The organism is Enterobacter sp. Ap-867 (genome assembly GCF_011752855.1).
Classification (GTDB): Bacteria; Pseudomonadota; Gammaproteobacteria; order Enterobacterales; family Enterobacteriaceae; genus Cedecea.
The window spans coordinates 345,269-367,694 of sequence record NZ_VWWS01000006.1 but is presented as its reverse complement, the minus strand read 5'-3'; the positions used below and the strand labels follow the sequence as shown (position 1 = coordinate 367,694).

The window sequence follows — 22,426 nt, the reverse complement described above, 5'->3', positions numbered from 1 at the left end:
TTGGAGAGCGCGATGGATAACCTCAACTTAAACAAACACATTTCTGGCCAGTTCAACGCCGAGCTGGAGTACATCCGTACTCAGGTGATGACGATGGGCGGGCTGGTGGAACAACAGCTCTCCGACGCGATCACCGCGATGCACAACCAGGACAGCGAGCTGGCGAAGCGCGTTATCGCCGGTGACCAGAAGGTCAACATGATGGAAGTGGCGATCGATGAAGCCTGCGTGCGTATCATCGCCAAACGCCAGCCTACCGCCAGCGACCTGCGCCTGGTGATGGCGATCATCAAAACCATCGCCGAGCTGGAACGTATTGGCGACGTAGCGGACAAAATTTGCCGCACCGCGCTGGAGAAGTTCTCCCAGCAGCACCAGCCGCTGTTGGTCAGCCTGGAATCGCTGGGGCGCCACACCGTGCAGATGCTGCACGACGTGCTGGACGCTTTTGCGCGTATGGATCTGGACGAAGCGGTGCGTATTTACCGCGAAGACAAGAAAGTTGACCAGGAATATGAAGGCATCGTGCGTCAGCTGATGACCTACATGATGGAAGACTCCCGTACGATCCCAAGCGTGCTGACCGCGCTGTTCTGCGCCCGTTCTATCGAGCGCATCGGTGACCGCTGCCAGAACATCTGCGAATACATCTTCTACTTCGTGAAGGGGCAGGATTTCCGTCACGTGGGCGGGGATGAGCTGGACAAGCTGCTGGCGGGTAAAGATCCGAAAGAGTAAGCATTTCCGTTCCCTCTCCTTTTAGGAGAGGGGTCGACGCTTCTTCCCCCCTCTCCTAAAAGGAGAGGGCTGGGGTGAGGGGCCGTTACTTCCCGAACAAACGCCGAGAATTATCCTCGATCTTCCCTGAAATTCTGCGCTTCTGCATCGTTCTGCTCCAGCTTACCGACAACCCAGCCGCTGACAAAAGCCGATGATACTGTGAATCATCAAACGGCATATGCCAGGCAATGGCGATAGCTTCTGCCACCGTCACGTCGCTAACGCGAGAGGCCAGTTCCAGCGGTGCATCGGCGGAAACATACCCCGCCAGAATCACGCGATAAAGCCAGCCGCAGTAGCCCGCTTCCTGCATCCGCGTTGCCATATCCTCTACGCCAAAATGGTAGTTCAGCTTAAAGCAGGGCGAACGAGGCTGAGTCACCTGAATCAGCGCTTCACCCCAGCGGTAAATATCCCCCATACAGACGTTCTTTTCCGTCATCCCTTCCGTGGACAGGTTTTCGCCGAAGGCCCGGGCGTTAAACAAATCGCTTTTATCCGGGAAGAGTTGCGCCCAGTGCTGATAATGCTCGCGCGGATAGTGGCACAGCGCCCTGTCTGGCCCACCGTGAATCACTTTCTCCGCCTGCTCGTCGCCCTCCAGCCCAAGCTCGGTCAGGCGAAGTTCGCCGTCCACCTGCACCTTGGCGATGGCGCTGGGCCGACTCCCTTCGTAAGCACGGATCTGGCCAACGTAAACCTGAAGCGGATAGCGATGCATAAGCGACTCCCTGCGAAATAGACATAAAAAAAGCGAGCCATCAGGCTCGCTTCTCTAAGGTCGGATTGCAACCTTATTTTTTAGCGGCGAAACGTGCTGCTGCTTCGTCCCAGTTAACCACGTTCCAGAACTCTTTCGCGTAGTCCGGGCGACGGTTCTGGAATTTCAGGTAGTAAGCGTGTTCCCAAACGTCCAGGCCCACAATCGGGAAGCCGGAAGCGCCGGAGATAGCTTCGCCCATCAGCGGGCTGTCCTGGTTTGCAGTAGAAACTACAGCCAGTTTGTCGCCTTTCAGTACCAGCCACGCCCAGCCGGAGCCGAAACGGGTAGCGGCTGCTTTTTCGAACTCAGCTTTGAACGCGTCAACGCTGCCGAAATCGCGCTCGATAGCGGCTTTCAGGTCACCTTTCAGCTCGGTACCTTTTTTCAGGCCTTTCCAGAAGAAGCTGTGGTTAGCGTGGCCACCAGCGTTGTTACGCAGTACGGTTTTCTTATCCGCAGGCAGCTGATCCAGTTTAGCGATCAGTTCTTCAGCAGACAGGCTGGCAAACTCAGGCAGGGATTCCAGCGCGGCGTTCGCGTTGTTGACATAAGCCTGGTGGTGTTTGCTGTGGTGGATTTCCATGGTTTCTTTGTCGAAATGCGGTTCCAGCGCGTCGTAAGCGTAAGGCAGGGATGGCAGTGTATAGCTCATATTCATCGTCTCCATTAACGTAGAGCGGCTGTAATGCTGTTAACGCCGCGTAATCAGTCGGTTCATTATAGTTAATTAAATGATATTGAAAATGTTTATCAATGCCGTACTTAGCGTGTGGTTATAACTTTTCTTCATGAAACCACGGCTTACGGCTATAACGCAGCGGGTAAAAAGCCATTTTCCCAGAGTAACGGCGAATTGTTACCCGGTCGTGACGTAACGGCATGAGAAGAACCTGAGAGGAGTACAAATTGTGATCGCCATCGGCGGCACTCGCTGAATTTTGCCAGCTTCATCGGGTGCGCGGCATTGCCCTGAAGGTTAGCCCGCAGCTCACTCTTTAGACTCGTTGACATTGCAGGCTGTCGCAGAGGCGACGGCCCAAAAACAGCGAGGGTTAATCATGAGCAATGCAATCACGATGGGGATCCTGTGGCATCTGATCGGCGCCGCCAGCGCCGCCTGTTTTTATGCCCCGTTTAAAAAAGTGCGGCACTGGTCCTGGGAAACCATGTGGTCCGTCGGCGGGATTGTCTCCTGGCTTATCCTGCCGTGGGCGGTGAGTGCCGTACTGCTACCCGATTTCTGGGGGTATTACGGGTCGTTCAGCGTGGCCACGCTGCTGCCGGTGTTTTTGTTTGGTGCCATGTGGGGCATCGGTAATATCAATTATGGCCTGACGATGCGCTATCTGGGGATGTCGATGGGGATTGGCGTCGCTATCGGCATCACGCTGATTGTCGGCACATTACTGACCCCGATCATCAATGGCAAATTTGCCATGCTGACGGGTACGCCAGGCGGACGCATGACGCTCCTTGGCGTGCTGGTGGCGCTTATCGGCGTGGCTATTGTGACCTGGGCCGGGCTGCTAAAAGAGCGTCAGATGGGGATTAAAGCGGAAGAATTTAACCTGAAAAAAGGGCTGCTGCTGGCAATGATGTGCGGCATTTTCTCCGCCGGTATGTCATTTGCGATGGATGCAGCGAAGCCCATGCATCAGGCGGCGTCGAATCTGGGCGTCGATCCGCTTTATAATGCCCTGCCAAGCTATGTGGTGATCATGGGGGGCGGCGCCGTTATTAATCTGGGCTTTTGCTTTATCCGACTGGTAAAAGTAAAAAACTTGTCGGTAAAAGCCGATTTCTCGCTGGCAAAATCGCTGATTGTTACCAACCTGATTTTATCGGCACTTGGCGGCCTGATGTGGTACCTGCAATTCTTCTTCTACGCCTGGGGACACGCTAAAATTCCGGCACAGTATGACTACATGAGCTGGATGCTGCATATGAGCTTCTACGTGCTCTGCGGCGGGCTGGTAGGGTTAATCATGAAGGAGTGGAAGTCCGCGGGGCGCAGGCCGGTTGGCGTACTGGCGATGGGCTGCCTGACGATCATTCTTGCTGCCAATATCGTCGGCCTGGGCATGGCGAACGGATGAGGCTCAACGAAAACGCTGGCGCCATAACCTTGGCGTCACGCCCGTCTCTTTGGTGAACACCACGGAAAAATAGTTACTGTCCTCGAAGCCGCACTGGGCGGCGATCTCGCTGATTAACAACTCGCTGTGGCGCAGCAGATACTGCGCCTGGCAAATACCTAGCTGGCGCAGATACTGGTTTAGCGTCATGCCCGTTTGCTGGCGAAACAGGGAGCGCATCTGCCGCTCTGTCACCTGATGGTGGTGGCAAAACAGCCCGAAATCAAACGGCTCTTCAAGGCTGTTTCCCAGTGCGGCCATCAGCAGATCCAGCGTTTCACCCTCACTCAGGCTGGCGGCATCGGCCACCCGATAGCGATGGCGGCGCAGGGTTATCAGCAGTTGTAAAAACAAGCTTTCCGACAGGCAGCGTGACAGGAGGTCCGTTTTCGGACTTTCATGCTCGAGCTGCCCGATGATCTGACGTACCTGCGCCATGCCCTGGCTACCCAGCCGCCAGCGAGGATCGCTGTCGCTGCCGTGGGGAGGGTTAGACAGCAGATCCCCCCAGTTAACGTTTAACGCCAGCCTTTCCGGGCAGTAAATAATGTTATGCAGGACCAGATCGTGCACTGATTCGTAGCTGTGCTTATCTTCCGCACGAATGTAGAACAAATCGCCACAGGTGATGCGCCAGGGCCTGCCGTTAAGAATGTGCAGCCCGTTGCCGCGCCAGACCACCACCAGTTCACAAAATTCATGGGTATGCTCGGCAAAAACGTTTTGAGGATAGCGATCGGCCACCGCGACCGGCTGCGTATCGGAGGCAAAAAAATCCGCTTTTTTAAGCACTAACTGGCCTGGCACAGACGTCGCTCCGTGACTGAATGGGCTGAAATCATTGCTTTTTTTCGCCTAAAATACGGTGACGTCAGCCACGTTATACCAACGGAGTATCCCGGCCCTGGCGTACCACCCTGGGAGAGTAAGAAAACTCTCGCTTAAAAAGCGTGGAGAAATGGTTACTGTCGCCAAAGCCGCACTGAAAGGCGATATTCGTCACGCTTTCCTCGCTATGTCGCAGTAAATAACGCGCTTTCATCAAACGGAGTCGGTTGAGGTAGCGCTGAGGCGTGAGCCCGGTTTTCTGATTTAACAGGCGATGCAGGGTTCTCAGCGAGAGCGTAAAAGAGGCTGCCAGCTGCTCCCAGCAAACCTCTTCCGAAGAGTGATCTTCCAGCCAGAGAAGAAGCTGGTTTAAGCGCTCGTCGGCCCCGCCCCGATTGTCTGCCTGATTCGCCTGGCTCAGCAACACCAGCAACTGCATAAAGAGAAGTTCTCGCCTGGCGAGGGCAGGCGCCGTGTTTTCCGAACTCAGCGCCTCAAACTGCTCGATAAACCCTTTCACCTGACGCAATACGCCCTGATTGACCCGCCAGTGTGCCGGATAATAGCCGTCTTGTTCCTGCGGCAGGAGTTTGTGCAGCCCGGATAGAAAGCAAAAGGCTTCCGGCTCACGATACAGAATATTGGTCAGGCAGAGGTTTTCGGTGTGCTCAAACTGATGATGATCGTGATCGCGAACAAAGCAGATGGAGCCGCCGCTCAGGGTAAAAGGTTGCCCGTTGAAAATATGGGAGCCGGTGCCGTGTTCAACAATAATGATTTCATTGAAATCATGGATGTGCTCAGGGAAGTCCGGCTGAGGCTGGCGGGGTTCAATGGCCACCGATATCCCGGCATCTGGAAAAAAATCCACGCTGTGTAATACCGTCATGATTGCTTCTCACTGTGCTAACAATGGGTCGATAGTAGAGAACCGCGCCCGGCATCACCTTAAATTTTCGACACAAAATCGTGCATAAAGCGTTCTTTTTTGAAGATGAAACGGGCTTTATCGGGAAATGTGTGTGCGGTCACAGGCGTGAAGCGCGGCCTTTCGAGGCGGGCAAAGTAAATATGTGAACTCTCTCTCGTTCATCTTTGCCTCTTTGCCAGGCGGGAACGCACGCTGTCATTGGGATGAAGGCAGGGGCAGAGCGGCATTTTTAGACTGATGGGCAATGACGCCAATAAGGACTCCCATCATGACTTTTAGCCACAGCGTTGCCGTCGATCTCGGTGCCTCCAGCGGCCGCGTGATGCTGGCGTGCTATGATCAAGCCGCCCGGCAGATCTCCCTGCGGGAAATTCACCGCTTTACCAACAGCCTGATTCGCATTGACGGCCATGACTGTTGGGATCTTGACAGCCTCGAAGCTGAAATACGCCTTGGGCTACAAAAAGCCTGCGATGAAGGCGTGCGAATCGACAGCATTGGCATCGACACCTGGGGCGTGGATTTCGTTCTGCTTGATGAAAATGGCCGCCGAGTGGGCCTGCCCGTGTCCTATCGCGATAGCCGGACGGACGGCGTAATGGCTCGGGCTATCAGCGAGCTTGGGCGCGAAGAAATCTACTGCCGCAGCGGTATTCAATTTTTACCTTTCAACACGTTATATCAGCTTCGTGCACTGGTAGAGCAGCACCCGGACTGGGTAAAGCGAGCCGCTCGCGCGCTGCTGATCCCGGATTATTTCAGTTTTCGGCTTACCGGGGTGATGAGCTGGGAATACACCAACGCCACCACGACTCAGATGATAAACATCCAGACGGACAGCTGGGACAGCCAGCTGCTGGCCTGGGCAGGGGTGCCGGAGCGTTGGTTTGGCACACCCACGCATCCCGGCGTGATGAGCGGCGAGTGGGAATGCCGTGAAGGCAACAAAATTCCGGTAGTCAGCGTCGCTACCCACGATACGGCCAGCGCGGTAATTGCCGCTCCTCTGGTCGGGGAAAACGCCGCTTATCTCTCCTCCGGGACCTGGTCATTAATGGGTTTTGAAAGCAAAACGCCCTGCGTCAGCGAGGCGGCGCTGGCGGCCAATATAACTAACGAAGGTGTGGCAGAAGGGCGTTATCGCGTCCTGAAAAACATCATGGGGCTGTGGCTGCTGCAGCGCGTTTTCCGCGAAAGCGCGGGAATGGATATCCCCGATCTTATTGCCCTGGCACAGCGTCTGCCCGGCTGCCGCTTCACCATCAACCCCAACGACGATCGCTTTATCAATCCGGTCAACATGAGCCTTGAAATTCAGGCCGCCTGCCGTGAGGCGAACCAGCCGGTGCCGGAAAGCGATGCAGAGCTTGCGCGCTGTATTTTTGACAGCCTGGCCTTGCTCTATGCCGAGGTACTGCGCGAGCTGGAAGCGTTGCGAGGCGAGCCTTTTGGCTGCCTGCATATTGTCGGCGGCGGCAGCCAGAATCATTTCCTCAACCAGCTTTGTGCCGATGCCTGTGGGATCCCTGTTGTTGCCGGGCCGGTGGAGGCTTCAACGCTGGGAAACATTGGCTGTCAGCTGATGGCGCTGGACGTGATTCCAGACGTAGACGCCTTTCGCCACCTCGTGCGCCAAAACAGCAATCTCATTTCCTTCATGCCGAACCCGGACAGTGACATTCGCCGCTACGTCGGGCAGCTACGGCAAAACATTCAGACACGTAAGGAGCTTTACGCATGACCACTCAAATCGAAGAAGCCTGGGCCCTGGCGAAACAGCGTTTTGCCGCAGCAGGCGTTGATGCGGAGGAGGTTTTACGCCAGCTCGATCGCCTGCCAGTCTCCATGCACTGCTGGCAGGGTGATGACGTCGCCGGGTTTGAAAGCCCCGAAGGCGAGCTAAGCGGCGGCATCCAGGCCACGGGCAACTACCCAGGTAAAGCGCGTAATCCGGCTGAACTGCGCGCCGATCTGGACTGTGCTCTGAGCCTGATCCCCGGGCCAAAGCGATTGAATTTGCATGCGATTTATCTCGAGTCCGACGAGCCTGTCTCTCGCGACTGCATCAAGCCTGAGCATTTCAAAAACTGGGTTGAATGGGCTAAAAACCATGGCATGGGGCTGGATTTTAACCCTTCCTGCTTCTCTCATCCGCTAAGTGCGGACGGTTTTACGCTGTCACACGCCAGGGATGAAACCCGCCAGTTCTGGATCGATCATGTTAAAGCCTGCCGCAAAATATCGGCTTACTTCGGCGAACAGCTGGGAACGCCATCGGTGATGAATATCTGGATCCCGGACGGCATGAAAGATATCACCGTCGACCGTCTGGGCCCGCGCAGGCGTCTCGTGGAGGCGCTGGATGAAGCCATGGCTGAAAAACTTAACCCGGCACACCACATTGATGCGGTGGAAAGCAAACTGTTCGGTATCGGCGCGGAAAGCTACACCGTCGGTTCCAATGAGTTTTACTTCGGCTATGCCACCAGCCGCCAGACGGCCCTGTGCCTCGATGCTGGCCACTTCCATCCCACCGAAGCGATATCCGACAAAATCTCCAGCGCCATGCTCTACATCCCGCGCCTGCTGCTGCACGTCAGCCGCCCGGTGCGTTGGGACAGCGACCACGTTGTGCTGCTGGACGACGAAACCCAGGCGATCGCCAGCGAAATCATCCGTCACAACCTGTTTGACCGCGTCCACATTGGCCTCGACTTCTTTGATGCCTCAATCAACCGCGTTGCGGCCTGGGTTATCGGCACGCGCAACATGAAGAAAGCCCTGCTGCGGGCGCTGCTTGAGCCCACAGCCCAGCTTCGCCAACTGGAGTTGGCAGGCGATTACACCGCCCGCCTGGCGCTGCTTGAAGAACAGAAATGTCTGCCGTGGCAGGCCGTCTGGGAGATGTACTGCCTGCGCCACGACACTCCAGCGGATGCCTCCTGGCTGAGCACTGTTCGCCAGTATGAACAGCAAATTTTAGCGCAGCGCGTGAATTGACCCTCACCCTAAAAGGGATAGGGAGAAACCGACATTCTTACTGAACAATTCCCTTTCCCCTTTGGGGAGAGGGAACGTCTTAAGGAACACGAAACAATGCAGAACATCCTCAACTCATGGTTTATTCAGGACATGGTGAAGGCCACCGGCGATATGTGGCTAAAGGGCTGGGACGAGCGCAACGGCGGCAATATTAGCCTGCGGCTGGATGCCGAAGACGTCGAATATTACCGCGACCAATTCAGCCATGCACCGCACCGCGTCGCGCTAAGCCAGCCTGCAGAAATGCTGGCGGGATGCTGGTTTTTGGTGACCGGTTCAGGCAAGTTTTTCCGTAACGTTCAGCTCGATCCGGCGGACAATCTGGCGCTGCTGCAGGTCAGCAACGATGGCCAGTCCTACAGCATCCACTGGGGGCTGACCAACGGCGGGATGCCAACTTCAGAACTCGCAGCACATTTCCAGTCCCACGGGGTACGCAAGCTCATCTCCGGGGGGAAAGATCGGGTGATCATGCATTGCCACGCCACCAACCTGATTGCGCTAAGCTACGTCCTGCCGTTGGAAAACGCGGCCTTCACGCGCCAGCTTTGGGAAGGCAGTACCGAATGCCTGGTAGTCTTCCCGGAGGGTATCGGCATTGTGCCGTGGAAGGTGCCGGGCACTGACGACATTGGCACCGCCACCGCAGAGCAAATGCGCGCTCACAGCCTGGTGCTGTGGCCACATCATGGCATTTTTGGCACCGGGCCTACGCTCGACGAAGCCTTTGGCCTGATAGACACCGCTGAGAAGTCGGCTGAAATCCTGGTGAAAATCTATTCGATGGGCGGCATGAAGCAGACTATCACTCGCACGGAACTGGTGGCGCTTGGCGAGCGTTTCGGCGTCACGCCACTTGCAGAAGCACTTAAGGATTGAGGAGCAAAAGATGAGTTTTATGCTGGCACTACCCAAAATCAGCCTGCACGGAGCGGGCGCCATTGGCGATATGGTGGAGCTCATCGCCGAAAAACGCTGGGGCAAAGCGTTAGTGGTAACCGACGGACAACTGGTGAAAATGGGGCTATTAGATAGCCTGTTTGCGGCGCTGGACGAGCATAACCTGCCTTACGAACTGTTCGATGAAGTGTTCCCCAACCCGACCGAAGCGCTGGTGCAAAAAGGCATCACAAGATTTAACCTGGCCGACTGCGACTACCTCATTGCTTTCGGCGGCGGCAGCCCGATTGATACGGCGAAAGCGGTGAAAATCCTGACCGCAAACCCGGGGCTTTCCGTGCATTATTCCGGTGTCGGGAAAGTAAAAAATGGCGGAGTTCCTCTGGTGGCGATTAACACCACGGCGGGCACGGCGGCAGAAATGACCAGTAATGCGGTGATCACCGACAGCGAACGTCAGGTGAAAGAGGTGATCATCGACACCAATCTCATCCCGGATATTGCCGTGGATGATGCCAGAGTCATGGTGAATATTCCGTCCTCCGTTACCGCTGCAACTGGGATGGATGCGCTTACCCACGCCGTTGAAGCCTATGTTTCCGTCAGCGCACATCCGTTAACGGATGCCAACGCGCTGGAGGCCATTCGCCTGATAAACACTTGGTTGCCGAAAGCCGTAGACGACGGGCAGAACCTGGAAGCGCGTGAAATGATGGCCTACGGCCAATATCTCGCGGGGATGGCGTTTAACAGCGCCGGGTTGGGGCTGGTACATGCGATGGCGCACCAGCCGGGCGCGACGCATAACCTGCCGCACGGCGTATGTAATGCGATTTTGCTGCCGGTTGTTGAAGCCTTTAACCGGCCAAACGCGGTGCCTCGCTTTGCTCGTCTGGCGCAGGCTATGGGGAGCGATACTCAGGGGCTGACCGACGAGCAGGCAAGCCATAAAGCCATCGAAGCGATTCGCGCGTTATCCGCCAGGGTTGGCATCCCGTCCGGCTTTCGTGAGCTTGGCGTTCAGCCTGCCGATATTGAAGGCTGGCTGGACAAAGCGCTGGCCGATCCGTGCGCGTCGTGTAACCCAAGACCCGCCTCGCGCGAAGAGATCCGCCAGCTTTATCTGGAGGCGCTGTGATCAGGAAAGCTTTTGTGATGCAGGTTAATCCTGACGCCCACGAAGAGTATCAGCGCCGCCATTCGCCGATTTGGCCCGAGCTGGAAGAGGTGCTTAAACAGCACGGCGCTCATCGCTATGCGATCTATCTGGATGAACAGCGCCATCTGCTGTTTGCCACGGTAGAAATTGAGTCCGAAGCGCGCTGGAATGCGGTGGCCGACACCGACGTTTGTCAGCGCTGGTGGCAGCATATGCGCGACATCATGCCCAGCAACCCGGACGGCAGCCCGGTCAGCCAGGCGCTAAAAGAAGTGTTCTGGCTCGAATAAAAAACAAGGCCCGGTTTCCGGGCCTTTTATTCTCTCTTAGCGAGTGGCGGCGTCTTCCAGCGCTTTGTGGATGACGGAAGACAGCTCGGCGACGTCAAACTTGGCGACATAGCCGTTGGCACCGACTTTACGGACGTGATCTTCGTTGGCGCTGCCGGAAAGTGAGGAGTGGATCACCACCGGAATGTGCTTCAGAGAAGGTTCGGTCTTAATGTTGCGGGTCAGGGTAAAACCGTCCATCTCCGGCATCTCGATATCGGTCAGCACCAGGCCGATTTTGTCGGTGATAGGCGTGCCGGATGCTTTGGCATCGGCAGCAATAAGTTTGATTTTTTCCCAGGCTTCCAGGCCGGTCGCGTGCATGATGGCCGGAATGCCCATCCCCTTCAGGCCCTGCTCCAGCATCGAACGCGCGACTTTGGAATCTTCGGCAACAATAGCCACCGCACCGGGCTTCAGGGTATAAGTTTTCTCTTCTATCGCGGCAATATTCACATCTCTCCCGGATGGGATAATGTCATAGAGGATCTGCTCCACGTCCAGCACCAGCGCCAGGTCTTTGCCGGTTAGCGGGTCGTCAATATTGGCGATGCTGGTGATATTGCGGCTGCTGACCCCGGCCTCGGCGGCGTGCACCTGGCTCCAGTCGAGGCGAATAATGTTCTCCACGGACTCCACGGCAAACGCCTGGGTGCTGCGGGCATATTCGGTGATCAGTAATAAATTCAGGCCGGTGGTCGGCGTGCAGCCGGTGACCGCAGGCAGATCGATAACCGGGATAATCTGGTCGCGAATATTAGCCATGCCCAGCAGCGGTGATTCCATGCCTGCGGCACGGTTAATCTTCGGCATCGGCACAATTTCACGCAGCTTAAAAACGTTGATGCCGTACAGCTCGGACTTGCTGTCGTGCTGGCTGGTGCCTAAGCGGAACAGCAGCAGCTCGAACTTGTTGGATAACGCCAGGTTGGCCCTTTCATCAATATCTTTCTGAAAACTATCCATTTTAACCTCAAGTGATAACCCGGCCTCAGAACCCAACCGTACGGAGTGAATGCTTGTCTAAGTTATCGGCAGCGTCTGGAAAAAATGAAGGGAAAAGGCGAAATGATTTCGCTTAGAGGGGCGTGATACCCCTCTAAGCGGGGGGCGCTTACTTTTTCTTGTTCAGCATCGCTTTGAGGTCGGCAAACGGATTATAGGTTGCTTCGCCTACATCCTTTTGCGCGTCCTCTCCGGCAATCACCGTGGAGCCGTACTGGTCGGCCTCGGTGTATTTAGAATGTTCATGATCGTGGCAATACAGGCATAAAAGCTCCCAATTGCTGCCATCTTCTGGGTTATTGGTGTGATCGTGATCCATATGGTGAACGGTCAGTTCACGCAGATTAGAATAGACAAACTCGCGGGAGCAGCGCCCGCACACCCACGGGAAAAGCTTCAGCGCCTTTTCGCGGTAGCCGCTTTCCAGCCGCGTATAGTTCTTGGGGATAATTGCCATGATTCAGGTTCCAGACAAAAAATGTAGGGTTATGCCCAGTTTCCGGCTAAAGCACGTCTTTATCAATCCCCAGGCGCTTCATCCGGGAAAGTAACGTGGTGCGCTTCAGCCCTAATCGCTGGGCAGCGCCGCGAGGCCCGGCCACCACGCCGTTAGCTTCTTTCAGCACGCGCAGGATGCGCTCGCACTCGTCCTCATCTTCACGCCTCTCTTCTTCCACACACGGAGAAAGATGGCGTTCCAGAGGAGGGCGGTGATCCATTTCGGGCAGGGAAAGGTGCAGCACGCTGCCCCGGGTTAACAGCACCGCCCGCTCAATCACGTTTTCCAGCTCCCGCACGTTGCCTGGCCACTCCATGCGGCTCAGGGCGCGCAGCGTTTCTGCCGGAATACTGTCGATGTTGCGGTTCAGGCGGCGGGCGATTTTGAAAGTGAAGGATTTTACCAGCAGCGGGATATCCTCCGGGCGTTCGCGCAGCGGCGGCAGCGTGATAGGAAACACATTCAGCCGGTAATAAAGATCGCTGCGGAACTCCCGGTCGGCAACCATCTCTTTCAGGTTGCGGTTAGTGGCGGCGATCAGGCGCACGTCCACTTCCTGAACCTTATTGCTGCCGAGGCGCTCAAACTCCTGTTCCTGCAGCACGCGCAGCAGCTTGGGCTGCAGCTCAAGCGGCATATCGCCCACTTCGTCGAGGAACAGCGAGCTTTTATCCGCCAGCTCAAAGCGGCCAATGCGCTGATTGTTCGCCCCGGTAAACGCCCCGCGCTCGTGGCCGAACAGGTCGCTCTCCAGCAGCCCGGCGGGCATCGCAGCGCAGTTGATCTTCACCATCCGGCGGCTGTTGCGCTCGCTCAGGTTATGGATCGCCCGGGCAATCAGCTCTTTACCGGTACCGGTCTCGCCGAGGATCAGCACGGTGCTGTCGCTGCTGGCCACCATCTCCACCTGCTTAAGCACGATAGACATCGCCTCGCCGCGCCCGATAATTTCGCCAAAATCGCTGTCGACGTTATTAATCTGCTCGGTGAGGTAGAGGTTTTCATCCACCAGATTCTCTTTCAGGCGGTTGATTTCCTGGTAGGCGAGGGCGTTATCCACCGCGATGGCAATACGTTCGGCAATCTGGCGCAGCAGCTTGAGGTTGGCTGGCGTAAAGCCCTGCTCGCTGCATTTGGCGAGCTTCAGGACGCCCAGCATATTGGGACCGAACTTCAGCGGCAGCAGGCAAAGCGTCTGAGGTTTGTTGTCCCACATCTCCAGCAGCATCCGCTCATACGGCGCCAGTTTGTCGCCAGGGCAAAGATTGAGCAGCAGCATTTCGCCACTTTTAAAGACGCGTTCTGACAGCGTGCCTTCCTCAAGCACGTCGCTTTGATCGTGAATCGGCGAAGCTTCATCCACAAAGTGAGTGGAGTAGAGCGTGAGCCGCGACTTGCGGCTGCTTTTCAGCACGATGCTGATGGAATCAATGGCGAAGTGATAGTGAATTTCCCGGGCAATCTCGCTGATCAGTTCGTCCAGGTCCAGCTTCGACAATACCGCGTTGGTGACGGCCACCAGAATGCGAAAATCGTCGCGCTCCCGGCACAATAACTGGTGATCGTGGCTCGAATTGAGCCGGGTCTGAATTTGCTCGGTCACCAGGCCGACAATTTGCGCCAGGGTATAAAGCCGGTTCAGCTCTTTTTCCGTCCAGCCATCCGCCCGGTTGCGGATAAATTCGCAGCCGCCGAAAATTTTGCCTTCGGAGGCCAGCGGTAAAAGGCAGTAGCGGCCAAAAGGAGCATACAGATCCAGGCTTGCCATTTGCGGCCAGGTTTCATCGAACTCTTGCTGGCTGCAAATCAGCGCCTCCGGGCGCGACAATATGCGGCGCACCGGGCCGCTGGCCAGAGCCATTTCATCTTCGTAGTGCAGTTCCTTGCCGTGTTTATCCTTGCCATAAAAACTCACCCGCTGATGCTGGGGATGGTAAAGCAGAATGTTAACGCGATCGGCCAGCGCGCCCTGTTTCACCAGCTGCGTCAGGCTGCTGGCGAGTTCGTTGAGATCGGGCTGCTGGAGCAGCATGCGGGTGATATCAAACAACCCCTGCTGCCCGAGATCGCTCATCGGCGTGTATGACATTTTTGCTTTCCATTGAAATGCCCTGCGGCGGGTGCAGGGCTAAAAAATATAATTAATATAAATATTGTTTAAGTTTAGTCAGCGTTGCGTGAATGCATACTGGTGCAGGTCAACAAATGCGCGGTAAGGGTTCAAAATGCGGCAGATCGAGCGTGCGTTTTACGCCATAAAGCCCCGCGACGCACACGCCTTTTCGCTCTACAACCTCACCCACGACAGCCGCCTGTTTGCCGCAGGAGTGCTGCTGTAACGCCTGAATAACGGCCGGGGCAGACTCGGGAGACGCGGCGATAACCAGCTTGCCTTCATTAGCAAAATTTAACGCATCCAGCCCCAGCAGTTCACAGACGCCGCGCACCGCCGGGTTCAGCGGCAGCTTGTTTTCGCTGATTTCCATTCCGCAGCCGCTGGTGTCGGCAAACTCGTGCAGAACGGCATTTACCCCGCCGCGCGTGGCGTCCCGCAGCGCTTTTACGCCGGGAATCTGCAGCAGCGGGGCGATCATCGGCGCCAGCACCGCGCAATCGCTTTGTAGGTCGCCGTCCAGCCCCAGCTTCTCGCGCAGGTTGAGGATGGTTGCGCCGTGGTCGCCGAGCGTGCCGCTCACAATCAGCCGATCCCCTGCTTTGATCTGAGCCGCGCCCCAGTTAACGCCCGCAGGAATAGCGCCTATCCCGGCGGTATTGATAAACAGCTTGTCCGCCGCGCCGCGCGGTACGACTTTGGTGTCGCCGGTGACAATGGCGATATTTGCCGAGCGCGCGGCATTCGCCATACTGGTGACCACGCGCTCCAGCGTTTCAAACGGCAGGCCTTCTTCAAGGATAAAACCGCACGACAGCCAGCGCGGTGTAGCCCCGCTCACCGCGACGTCGTTGGCCGTGCCGCACACGGCCAGCTTGCCGATATCCCCGCCGGGAAAAAACAGCGGATCGATAACGTAGCTGTCGGTAGAAAACGCCAGCCGGTCGCCGCAAGCTGTCAGCTCTGCCAGCGAAAGCCTCGCCTGATCTTCCTGCTCGGCCAGCCACGGATTATCAAAAGCCCGCATAAACAGGCCGGCGATCAACTGCTGCATCGCCTGGCCGCCGCTGCCGTGGGCCAGCTCAACGGTTTTCATACTTCACACTCCTGAGAACGGTACTGATACCACGCCGCGCAGGCTCCTTCGGAGGAGACCATCAGGGCGCCGAAGGCGTTTTGAGGATTACAGTCGCGGCCAAACAGCGGGCATTGCTGCGGCTTGCAGCGCCCGATAAGCACGTCGCCGCAGCGGGCTTTCGGGTCGTCGTAAACCCGCTGCGGTTTGGGCTGGAAATGGTCTTCGGCATCAAACTGACGGTAGGCTTCGGTGAGCTGCACGCCGGAATCACCGATTACGCCCAGGCCGCGCCATTCCGCTTCGCCGCGCACCGTAAATACGTCGCTTATCGCCTTCTGCGCAAGCAAATTGCCTTCTTCCGGCACGACCCGGCGGTACTGGTTTTCTACCAGGCTGCGCTGCCTGATTTTTTGCTCGACCAGCATCAGCACGCCCTGCAGCAGATCGAGCGGCTCAAAGCCGGCCACCACCAGCGGGCGCTGGTGCTCAGAGGCAATAAAGTCATAGGCTTCGGTGCCAATCACCATGCTGACATGCCCCGGCGCCAGGAAAGCGCCGATGCCGTTGTCGGGCTGGGAAAGCAGGCTGCGCAGCGTCGGGATCAGCGTGATGTGCTGACAGAAGAAATAGAAATTATCGATGCCCTGCGACTTTGCCTGTTGAAGCGTGATTGCCGTGGCGGGCATGGTGGTTTCAAAGCCGAGGCCAAAGAACACCACTTTGCGCTCCGGGTTCTGGCGAGCCAGCGTCAGCGCGTCCATGGGCGAGTAAATCACCCTGACGTCCGCGCCTCGCGCCTTCGCCTGCATCAGCGAGCCGTTTTTACCCGGCACGCGCATCGCATCCCCAAAGGTACAGAAAATCACTTCCGGGTGGCTGGCTATCTCAATGCAGGTGTCGATTCGCCCCATCGGCAGCACGCAAACCGGGCAGCCGGGGCCGTGAATAAACTCGATATTTTCCGGCAGCAGCTGATCGAGGCCGAATTTAAAAATAGCGTGGGTATGGCCGCCGCAAACTTCCATGATGCGCAGCGGGTGGCTCGTCGTGTAGTTCAGCAGCGTGGCGCGGGATTTCAGCGTTTCAATCAGCTGCATCACGCGATCTGGATCGCGGTATTCATCGACGTAGCGCATCAGCGACGCTCCTCGCCATAAAGCAGTGCGCCAACGTCCGGCTCAACCTCGAACATGTTTTGCAGGGCATCCAGCGTGTCCCGCGCCTCGGCTTCATCAATCATGCTCATGGCGAAACCGACGTGAACCAAAACCCATTGCCCCACTGCGGCGTCGCCCACCAGCGTTAAATTCACGTCGCGCTGCACGCCGCAGACGTCCACTTTCGCGCTGCCGTCGGCCAGGCGCTCAACAATTTGCCCCGGGATGCCTATGCACATCGCTCCGCCTCCAGCCAGCTAAGCCACTCGTCCATCCCTTCGCCGCTGGTCGCGGAAACCAGAATAATTTTGATGTCCGGGTTAACCTCGCGGGCAAAAGCTAAGCACTTGCTGACGTCGAACTGCAGGTAGGGCAGCAGGTCGATCTTGTTCAGCAGCATCAGTGACGCCGCGGCGAACATATGCGGGTATTTCAGCGGCTTATCTTCGCCTTCCGTCACCGACAGCACCGCGACCTTATGGCGCTCGCCTAAATCAAAGCTCGCCGGGCAAACCAGGTTGCCGACGTTTTCGATAAACAGCACGCCGTCGCGTTCTAGCGGCAGGCGCAGCATGGCATCGCGAATCATCTGGGCATCAAGGTGGCAACCTTTCCCGGTATTCACCTGAATGGCTGGCGTGCCGGTTTCGCGGATGCGCGCGGCGTCGTTCACCGTTTGCTGATCGCCTTCGATAACCGCGCACGGCACTTTGGCATTCAGGCGCTTCAGCGTCTCGGTGAGCAGGGTGGTTTTACCGGAGCCGGGGCTTGAGACCAGGTTCAGCACCAGCTGATTGTGGCTGGCAAAGCGGTCGCGGTTATGGGCGGCGAGCTGGTTATTTTTGTCGAGCACGTCCAGCTCGATCTCCAGCATCTTACGCTGAGTCATCCCCGGCGCGTGGGTGCCTGCCGCGCCGTGACCGTAATGCAGGTCGCCCTGTTCGTCAACCGTAGGGGCAAACTTGACGCCGGTGATCTGCTGCAGCGGGCGTGCCGCCGGGGCAAACGGGGCACTGCGAAAGCCAGAGTGGGGATTACGTTCGTCCCCTTCAATGTACAGGTTGCCTTCACCGCAACCGCAAGTGCTACACATAAGCTATCTCCTGATCGATTTCCAGACGCTTAATCTGCATGCCGTCATCCGCCACGATGCGCAGGTTGCTGCCGTTACAGTTGGGGCAGCACTTCACGCGCTGGGTCAGTAAGGTGACGAACTGCTGGCAGTCATGGCACCAGCATTCGGCTTCCTGCTGGTGGATATGCAGCTTGCAGCCTTCTGCCAGGGTGCCGCGGCAGACCAGATCAAAGCAAAACTCCAGGGCGCTGGTTTCCACGCATGAGAAGGCGCCGACCTCCAGCCAGACGCCGGTCACGCGACGGGCATTGTTCTGGCGGGCGTGGTTTTCGATAAGTTCGACTGCGCGCTGGCAAAGGGTGATTTCGTGCATGGGGCCTCCGGGGGTAACTGGGGCAGGTAATGCAAGGACGGTGCCAGGCTTTTTCTTTGCCCCTCACCCCGGCCCTTTCCCCGAAGGGGCGAGGGAGAATTCTTTTAAGAAAAGGGAACGTTTATCCCCCTTCCTTCCGGGAGTAGCCTGGCCTGCTTTTATCCCCTCTTCCTTCCAGGGAGAGGGTTAGGGTGAGGGTAAAAAAGTGCCGTCAGCCAAAGTCAAAGATGACGAAATGACATGTCATTCTGCTCGCTAAAGACACTTTTATCGGTTAAATCCATTTAAAAACAATAAATTAAAAACATGGCACGAAACGTGCCTTACGGAGGGACAAGCACTAACAGAGCGAACAAAACATGAACATTTGGGAACTGAGCGAAAAAGCAGAGTACATCGCCGACAAGCACCAGCGGCTGCTTTCGCAGTGGCATCTGTACGGCAACACCCTGATTCAGGGGATCACCTTATCCAAAGCGAAGCTGCATCACGCCGTGGGCTGCAACCCGGACGAAAGCCTGCGCTTCTTCTTATTTGACCACTTCGTCATTCAAATCAATCTCGCCGAAGGCTTTAACAGCCACACCATCGAGTACAGCATCGAACTGCGCGACGGCAGCGATAACGTGCTGATTGCCAAGGCGACTATCGACGATGACGGACTGATTGATAACGCCGTCAGCAACCGCGACCGCGAAAAATTGCTGGAACACTACCTCGAGCTGATCCGCCCGGTGTACGACAGCCTTTATCTGGCCGTGCAGCAAAACACCCCGTTATCCATGGCGCTGCTGCAAAAGTCCGCCGTGGCATGAAGAGATCTGGGGTGTCGAGAACTGTCGAACCGGCAGCTTTTCGGCATGTTTTCGTCAAAAATGACGATTGTCACCTGAGGAAGAACTGGTGAACCGTTTTGTAATCGCTGACTCAAAATTGTGTATGGGCTGCCATACCTGTGAAGCGGCCTGCGCCGAGACGCACCGCCTGCACGGCCTGCAGTCCATGCCGCGCCTGAAAGTCATGCGCAACCTGAATGAATCTGCGCCGCAGATGTGCCACCACTGTGAAGACGCCCCCTGCGCCGGGATTTGCCCGGTCAACGCGATAACCCGCGTGGACGGCGCCGTGCAGCTGAATGAAAGCCTGTGCGTAAGCTGCAAACTTTGCGGCATCGCCTGCCCGTTCGGCGCCATTGAATTTTCCGGCAGCCGCCCGCTGCATATTCCCGCCAACGTGAACAGCCCGAAAGCGCCACCTGCGCCTCCGGCCCCGGCTCGCGTTAGCCCGCTGCTGGACTGGGTTCCCGGCGTTCGCGCTATCGCGGTCAAATGCGACCTGTGCAGCTTCGACGAAAGCGGCCCGGCCTGCGTTCGCACCTGTCCGACCAAGGCGCTGCGGCTGATCGACAACCAAGACATCGCCCAGGCCAGCAAGCGCAAACGTGAACTGACGCTTGGCGCGACGCTTGGCGACCTGACCTTGTTTACCCAGCCAGAGGCGAGAAAATGAATGCTTTTTTACTGATTCACTGGGCGCTTTTGGGATTTGTCACCAGCGCTGTGTTAGCCGGCGCTCTGGCATTTTCAAAGCCCGTTAGCGGCTTTATCGGCGGCGTTGGCGGCGCAATCAGCGCCGTGCTTTTGCTGATCGCGGGCGTTCAGGCGCTGCTGGGCTTCAGCGGCGATGCGCAAATCTGGCACTGGCACCTGCAGCTCAACGCTTTCAACGGCGTCTGGCTGGTAACGGTGGCCTTAAGCGGCCTGTTTATTTCCGTCTATAACTGCGCCTGGCATCGCCATCCGGCGATAAAAGCCGACGGCCTGCTGATTAACTTAATCCTGGCGGCAAGCGTTGCGGCGCTGGTAGCCGACAACTTTGTCACGCTGGTAGCGATGGCGGAAATCATCTCCCTGGCGGGTTATTTCCTCACCGGCTGCCAGCAGTCCGGGCAGCTGTGGTTTGCCCTTGGTCGTCTGGGTACCGTGCTGCTGGCAATGGCCTGCTGGCTGCTGTGGCAGCGCTACGGCACGCTGGGTTATGGCGATCTGCGTCATCTCCTTGACGGCGCGCCGCTGCCGGCCCCGGTACTGATCCTCGCGCTACTCGGCTTTGGGCTGCTTGCCGGGATTATTCCGCTGCACGGCTGGGTGCCGCAGGTGCATGCGAATGCCTCCGCGCCTGCCGCCGCGCTGTTCTCCGCCGTGGTGTTGAAGATTGGCCTCTACGGCATTATGAGCTTCTCGCTGATCGGTAATACGCTGCCGCTGTGGTGGGGTGTGCTGGTCGTGGTGGTCGGCATGATCACCGCGTTTATCGGCGGGCTTTACGCGCTGATGGAGCACAACATCAACCGCCTGCTGGCTTATCACTCCCTTGAAAACATCGGCATTATTTTGCTGGGCCTGGGCTGCGGCCTGATCGGTATCGCACTGCATGAGCCGGTGCTGGTGGCGCTGGGCATGACCGGCGGCCTTTATCATTTGTTCAACCATAGCCTGTTCAAAACCACGCTGTTCCTCGGCACAGGTGCCGTCTGGTTCCGCACCGGACACCGCGACATCGAGAAGCTGGGCGGGATCGGCAAACGCATGCCGGCTATTTCGCTGGCGATGCTGGTTGGGCTGATGGCGATGGCCGCGCTGCCGCCGCTGAACGGCTTTGCCGGGGAGTGGGTTATCTATCAGTCGTTCTTCCGCCTCGGCAGCCTGCCGCTGTTTGTGGGCCGTTTTATCGGGCCGCTGCTGGCCGTGGGGCTGGCAATCACCGGCGCACTGGCGGTCATGTGCATGGCGAAAGTCTATGGCGTCACCTTCCTGGGTGCGCCGCGTACTAAAGAAGCGGAAAACGCGACCTCTGCGCCGTGGCTAATGAACGTCTCAGTCGCCCTGCTTGCCGCATGCTGCGTAGTTGCCGGGGTTGCTGCCCCGTGGCTGCTGCCTCTGCTTCAGCACGCCGTGCCGCTGCCGCTTCAACCGGCGCATACCGCCGTGTCTCAGCCGATGATCACGCTGTTGCTGATTGCCTCTCCGCTGCTGCCGTTTATTTTGATGATCGTTTTCCGCGGCGACCGCTTGCCAAATCGCTCTCGCGGCTCGGCGTGGGTCTGCGGCTACGACCACGAACAGGCGATGGTGATCACCGCGACGGGCTTTGCCCAGCCGGTAAAAGCGGCGTTTGCGCCTTTGCTTAAGCTGCGCCAAACCCTGAACCCGGTGAAGTGGATCCCTGGCTGGCAGTGCGAGCGCCTGTCCGGCACGTTCCGCCGCCTGGCGATGGTTGAGCTGGCGGTCTTACTGGTGGCGATGGTTGCCTGAGGAACTGATATGAATACGTTTTTATTCGCTCTTATCCAGGCGCTGGCGCTGTTTTTTGCCGCGCCTCTGCTGGCAGGGATTACCCGCGTGACGCGCGCCCGCCTGCATAATCGCCGTGGCCCCGGAGTGCTGCAGGAATACCGGGATCTGTTCAAGCTGCTGGGCCGCCAGAGCGTGGCCCCCGCCGCCTCTGGCTGGGTTTTCCGCCTGATGCCGTTCGTGATGGTGGGCGTGATGCTCACCATCGCCACCGCGCTGCCGGTGGTGACAATTGCCTCGCCGCTGCCGTCATTAGGCGACCTGATAACCTTAATTTACCTGTTCGCCATCGCCCGCTTCTTCTTCGCCATCGCCGGGCTGGACACCGGCAGCCCGTTCACCGGGATTGGTGCCAGCCGTGAAGCCATGCTTGGTGTGCTGGTCGAGCCGATTCTATTGCTTGGTTTGTGGGTTGCCGCGCAGGTTGCCGGCAGCACGCACATCAGCAATATCGCCGGGACTATTCACGCCTGGCCGACGGCGCAAAGCCTGACGCTGGTTCTGGCCTTCGCAGCCTGCGCCTTCGCCACCTTTATTGAAATGGGCAAGCTGCCGTTTGACCTCGCCGAAGCCGAGCAGGAGCTGCAGGAAGGGCCGTTGTCCGAATACAGCGGCGCGGGCTTTGCGGTGCTGAAGTGGGGCATTTCGCTGAAGCAACTGGTTGTGCTGCAAATGTTTGTCGGCGTGTTCCTGCCCTGGGGGCAAATGAGCGCCTATAGCTGGGGCGGGCTTGTCCTTGCCCTGGTGCTGGCCGTTGTGAAGCTGGTGGCGGGCGTGCTGATTATCGCGCTGTTCGAAAACAGCATGGCGCGCCTGCGGATGCTTGAAACCTCACGCATTACCTGGGCCGGTTTTGGTTTTGCCTTTTTAGCCTTCGTCTCCTTGCTGGCGGCGTGATTTAAGAGA

The 22,426-nt window shown here is 57.5% G+C and carries 23 protein-coding genes; 11 read left to right on the top strand and 12 right to left on the bottom strand.

The window, feature by feature from the left end; genetic code table 11:
* Window positions 1-12 precede the first annotated feature (12 nt).
* Window positions 13-738 carry a phosphate signaling complex protein PhoU gene (gene phoU / locus F3J26_RS16560; RefSeq protein WP_008457720.1) on the top strand — a complete coding sequence of 242 codons (726 nt, stop codon included), beginning with the start codon at window positions 13-15 and terminating at the stop codon, window positions 736-738.
* 85 nt (window positions 739-823) lie between these two features.
* Here phoU and yiiM read toward each other — a convergent pair whose 3' ends face one another.
* Complete coding sequence (gene yiiM, locus F3J26_RS16555) at window positions 824-1,501, bottom strand: 6-hydroxyaminopurine reductase (RefSeq protein ID WP_166994935.1); 678 nt, start codon at window positions 1,499-1,501, stop codon at window positions 824-826.
* A gap of 73 nt (window positions 1,502-1,574) precedes the next feature.
* Complete coding sequence (sodA, locus tag F3J26_RS16550) at window positions 1,575-2,195, bottom strand: superoxide dismutase [Mn] (protein WP_008457716.1); 621 nt, start codon at window positions 2,193-2,195, stop codon at window positions 1,575-1,577.
* Window positions 2,196-2,601: 406 nt separating this feature from the next.
* On the opposite strand from sodA, the gene rhaT reads away from it, so the two are divergent.
* Window positions 2,602-3,639, top strand: coding sequence for an L-rhamnose/proton symporter RhaT (rhaT, locus tag F3J26_RS16545; protein ID WP_166994933.1), 1,038 nt, complete (start codon window positions 2,602-2,604; stop codon window positions 3,637-3,639).
* Window positions 3,640-3,642: 3 nt separating this feature from the next.
* Here rhaT and rhaR read toward each other — a convergent pair whose 3' ends face one another.
* On the bottom strand, window positions 3,643-4,485 hold the full coding sequence (gene rhaR / locus F3J26_RS16540; RefSeq protein ID WP_166994931.1) for an HTH-type transcriptional activator RhaR: 843 nt from the start codon (window positions 4,483-4,485) through the stop codon (window positions 3,643-3,645).
* Window positions 4,486-4,558: 73 nt separating this feature from the next.
* Window positions 4,559-5,395, bottom strand: coding sequence for an HTH-type transcriptional activator RhaS (gene rhaS / locus F3J26_RS16535; protein WP_166994929.1), 837 nt, complete (start codon window positions 5,393-5,395; stop codon window positions 4,559-4,561).
* Between the two features lie 310 nt (window positions 5,396-5,705).
* Between rhaS and rhaB the strand changes: the two genes are divergently transcribed.
* The 5 genes from rhaB (at window position 5,706) to rhaM (ending at window position 10,828) form a co-directional block, all read left to right on the top strand.
* On the top strand, window positions 5,706-7,178 hold the full coding sequence (gene rhaB / locus F3J26_RS16530) for a rhamnulokinase (RefSeq protein WP_166994927.1): 1,473 nt from the start codon (window positions 5,706-5,708) through the stop codon (window positions 7,176-7,178).
* Window positions 7,175-8,437 carry an L-rhamnose isomerase gene (locus F3J26_RS16525; RefSeq protein ID WP_166994924.1) on the top strand — a complete coding sequence of 421 codons (1,263 nt, stop codon included), beginning with the start codon at window positions 7,175-7,177 and terminating at the stop codon, window positions 8,435-8,437. Before rhaB ends, F3J26_RS16525 begins: the two co-directional genes overlap by 4 nt.
* 96 nt (window positions 8,438-8,533) lie before the next feature.
* Window positions 8,534-9,358, top strand: coding sequence for a rhamnulose-1-phosphate aldolase (gene rhaD / locus F3J26_RS16520; protein WP_008457701.1), 825 nt, complete (start codon window positions 8,534-8,536; stop codon window positions 9,356-9,358).
* Between the two features lie 10 nt (window positions 9,359-9,368).
* Window positions 9,369-10,517: a lactaldehyde reductase gene (gene fucO, locus F3J26_RS16515; protein ID WP_166994923.1), complete on the top strand. Its 1,149-nt coding sequence runs from the start codon at window positions 9,369-9,371 to the stop codon at window positions 10,515-10,517.
* Complete coding sequence (gene rhaM, locus F3J26_RS16510; RefSeq protein WP_166994921.1) at window positions 10,514-10,828, top strand: L-rhamnose mutarotase; 315 nt, start codon at window positions 10,514-10,516, stop codon at window positions 10,826-10,828. The genes fucO and rhaM overlap by 4 nt, the downstream gene beginning before the upstream one ends.
* 36 nt (window positions 10,829-10,864) lie before the next feature.
* Here the strand turns inward: rhaM and F3J26_RS16505 are convergent, their stop codons facing one another.
* From F3J26_RS16505 to hypA, 8 genes are all read right to left on the bottom strand, one after another.
* Window positions 10,865-11,833, bottom strand: coding sequence for a chemotaxis protein (locus tag F3J26_RS16505; protein ID WP_039298985.1), 969 nt, complete (start codon window positions 11,831-11,833; stop codon window positions 10,865-10,867).
* A 148-nt stretch (window positions 11,834-11,981) separates the two neighbouring features.
* Window positions 11,982-12,329 (bottom strand): HNH nuclease YajD, encoded by a 348-nt coding sequence (gene yajD, locus F3J26_RS16500; RefSeq protein ID WP_008457693.1) that lies wholly within the window; start codon window positions 12,327-12,329, stop codon window positions 11,982-11,984.
* Window positions 12,330-12,375: 46 nt separating this feature from the next.
* Window positions 12,376-14,460: a formate hydrogenlyase transcriptional activator FlhA gene (flhA, locus tag F3J26_RS16495; RefSeq protein WP_166994919.1), complete on the bottom strand. Its 2,085-nt coding sequence runs from the start codon at window positions 14,458-14,460 to the stop codon at window positions 12,376-12,378.
* A gap of 109 nt (window positions 14,461-14,569) precedes the next feature.
* Window positions 14,570-15,580: a hydrogenase expression/formation protein HypE gene (hypE, locus tag F3J26_RS16490; RefSeq protein WP_166994917.1), complete on the bottom strand. Its 1,011-nt coding sequence runs from the start codon at window positions 15,578-15,580 to the stop codon at window positions 14,570-14,572.
* A complete protein-coding gene (hypD, locus tag F3J26_RS16485) occupies window positions 15,577-16,698 on the bottom strand; it encodes a hydrogenase formation protein HypD (RefSeq protein ID WP_166994915.1) in 1,122 nt (373 codons plus the stop codon). The genes hypE and hypD overlap by 4 nt, the downstream gene beginning before the upstream one ends.
* Window positions 16,698-16,958 (bottom strand): HypC/HybG/HupF family hydrogenase formation chaperone, encoded by a 261-nt coding sequence (locus F3J26_RS16480; protein WP_166994913.1) that lies wholly within the window; start codon window positions 16,956-16,958, stop codon window positions 16,698-16,700. The genes hypD and F3J26_RS16480 overlap by 1 nt, the downstream gene beginning before the upstream one ends.
* A complete protein-coding gene (gene hypB, locus F3J26_RS16475) occupies window positions 16,949-17,812 on the bottom strand; it encodes a hydrogenase nickel incorporation protein HypB (RefSeq protein WP_166994911.1) in 864 nt (287 codons plus the stop codon). The genes F3J26_RS16480 and hypB overlap by 10 nt, the downstream gene beginning before the upstream one ends.
* Entirely contained in the window at window positions 17,805-18,167 is a 363-nt protein-coding gene (hypA, locus tag F3J26_RS16470; RefSeq protein ID WP_166994909.1) for a hydrogenase maturation nickel metallochaperone HypA, read from the bottom strand. Before hypA ends, hypB begins: the two co-directional genes overlap by 8 nt.
* A 359-nt stretch (window positions 18,168-18,526) precedes the next feature.
* Between hypA and hycA the strand changes: the two genes are divergently transcribed.
* The 4 genes from hycA (at window position 18,527) to F3J26_RS16450 (ending at window position 22,417) form a co-directional block, all read left to right on the top strand.
* Complete coding sequence (hycA, locus tag F3J26_RS16465; protein WP_166994907.1) at window positions 18,527-18,982, top strand: formate hydrogenlyase regulator HycA; 456 nt, start codon at window positions 18,527-18,529, stop codon at window positions 18,980-18,982.
* Between the two features lie 88 nt (window positions 18,983-19,070).
* Entirely contained in the window at window positions 19,071-19,676 is a 606-nt protein-coding gene (locus F3J26_RS16460; protein ID WP_166994905.1) for a 4Fe-4S binding protein, read from the top strand.
* Window positions 19,673-21,481 carry a formate hydrogenlyase subunit 3 gene (hycC, locus tag F3J26_RS16455; protein WP_166994904.1) on the top strand — a complete coding sequence of 603 codons (1,809 nt, stop codon included), beginning with the start codon at window positions 19,673-19,675 and terminating at the stop codon, window positions 21,479-21,481. Before F3J26_RS16460 ends, hycC begins: the two co-directional genes overlap by 4 nt.
* Window positions 21,482-21,490: 9 nt before the next feature.
* Window positions 21,491-22,417, top strand: a complete 927-nt coding sequence (locus F3J26_RS16450) for an NADH-quinone oxidoreductase subunit H (RefSeq protein WP_166994902.1) — start codon at window positions 21,491-21,493, stop codon at window positions 22,415-22,417.
* The last annotated feature ends 9 nt before the right edge of the window (window positions 22,418-22,426 follow it).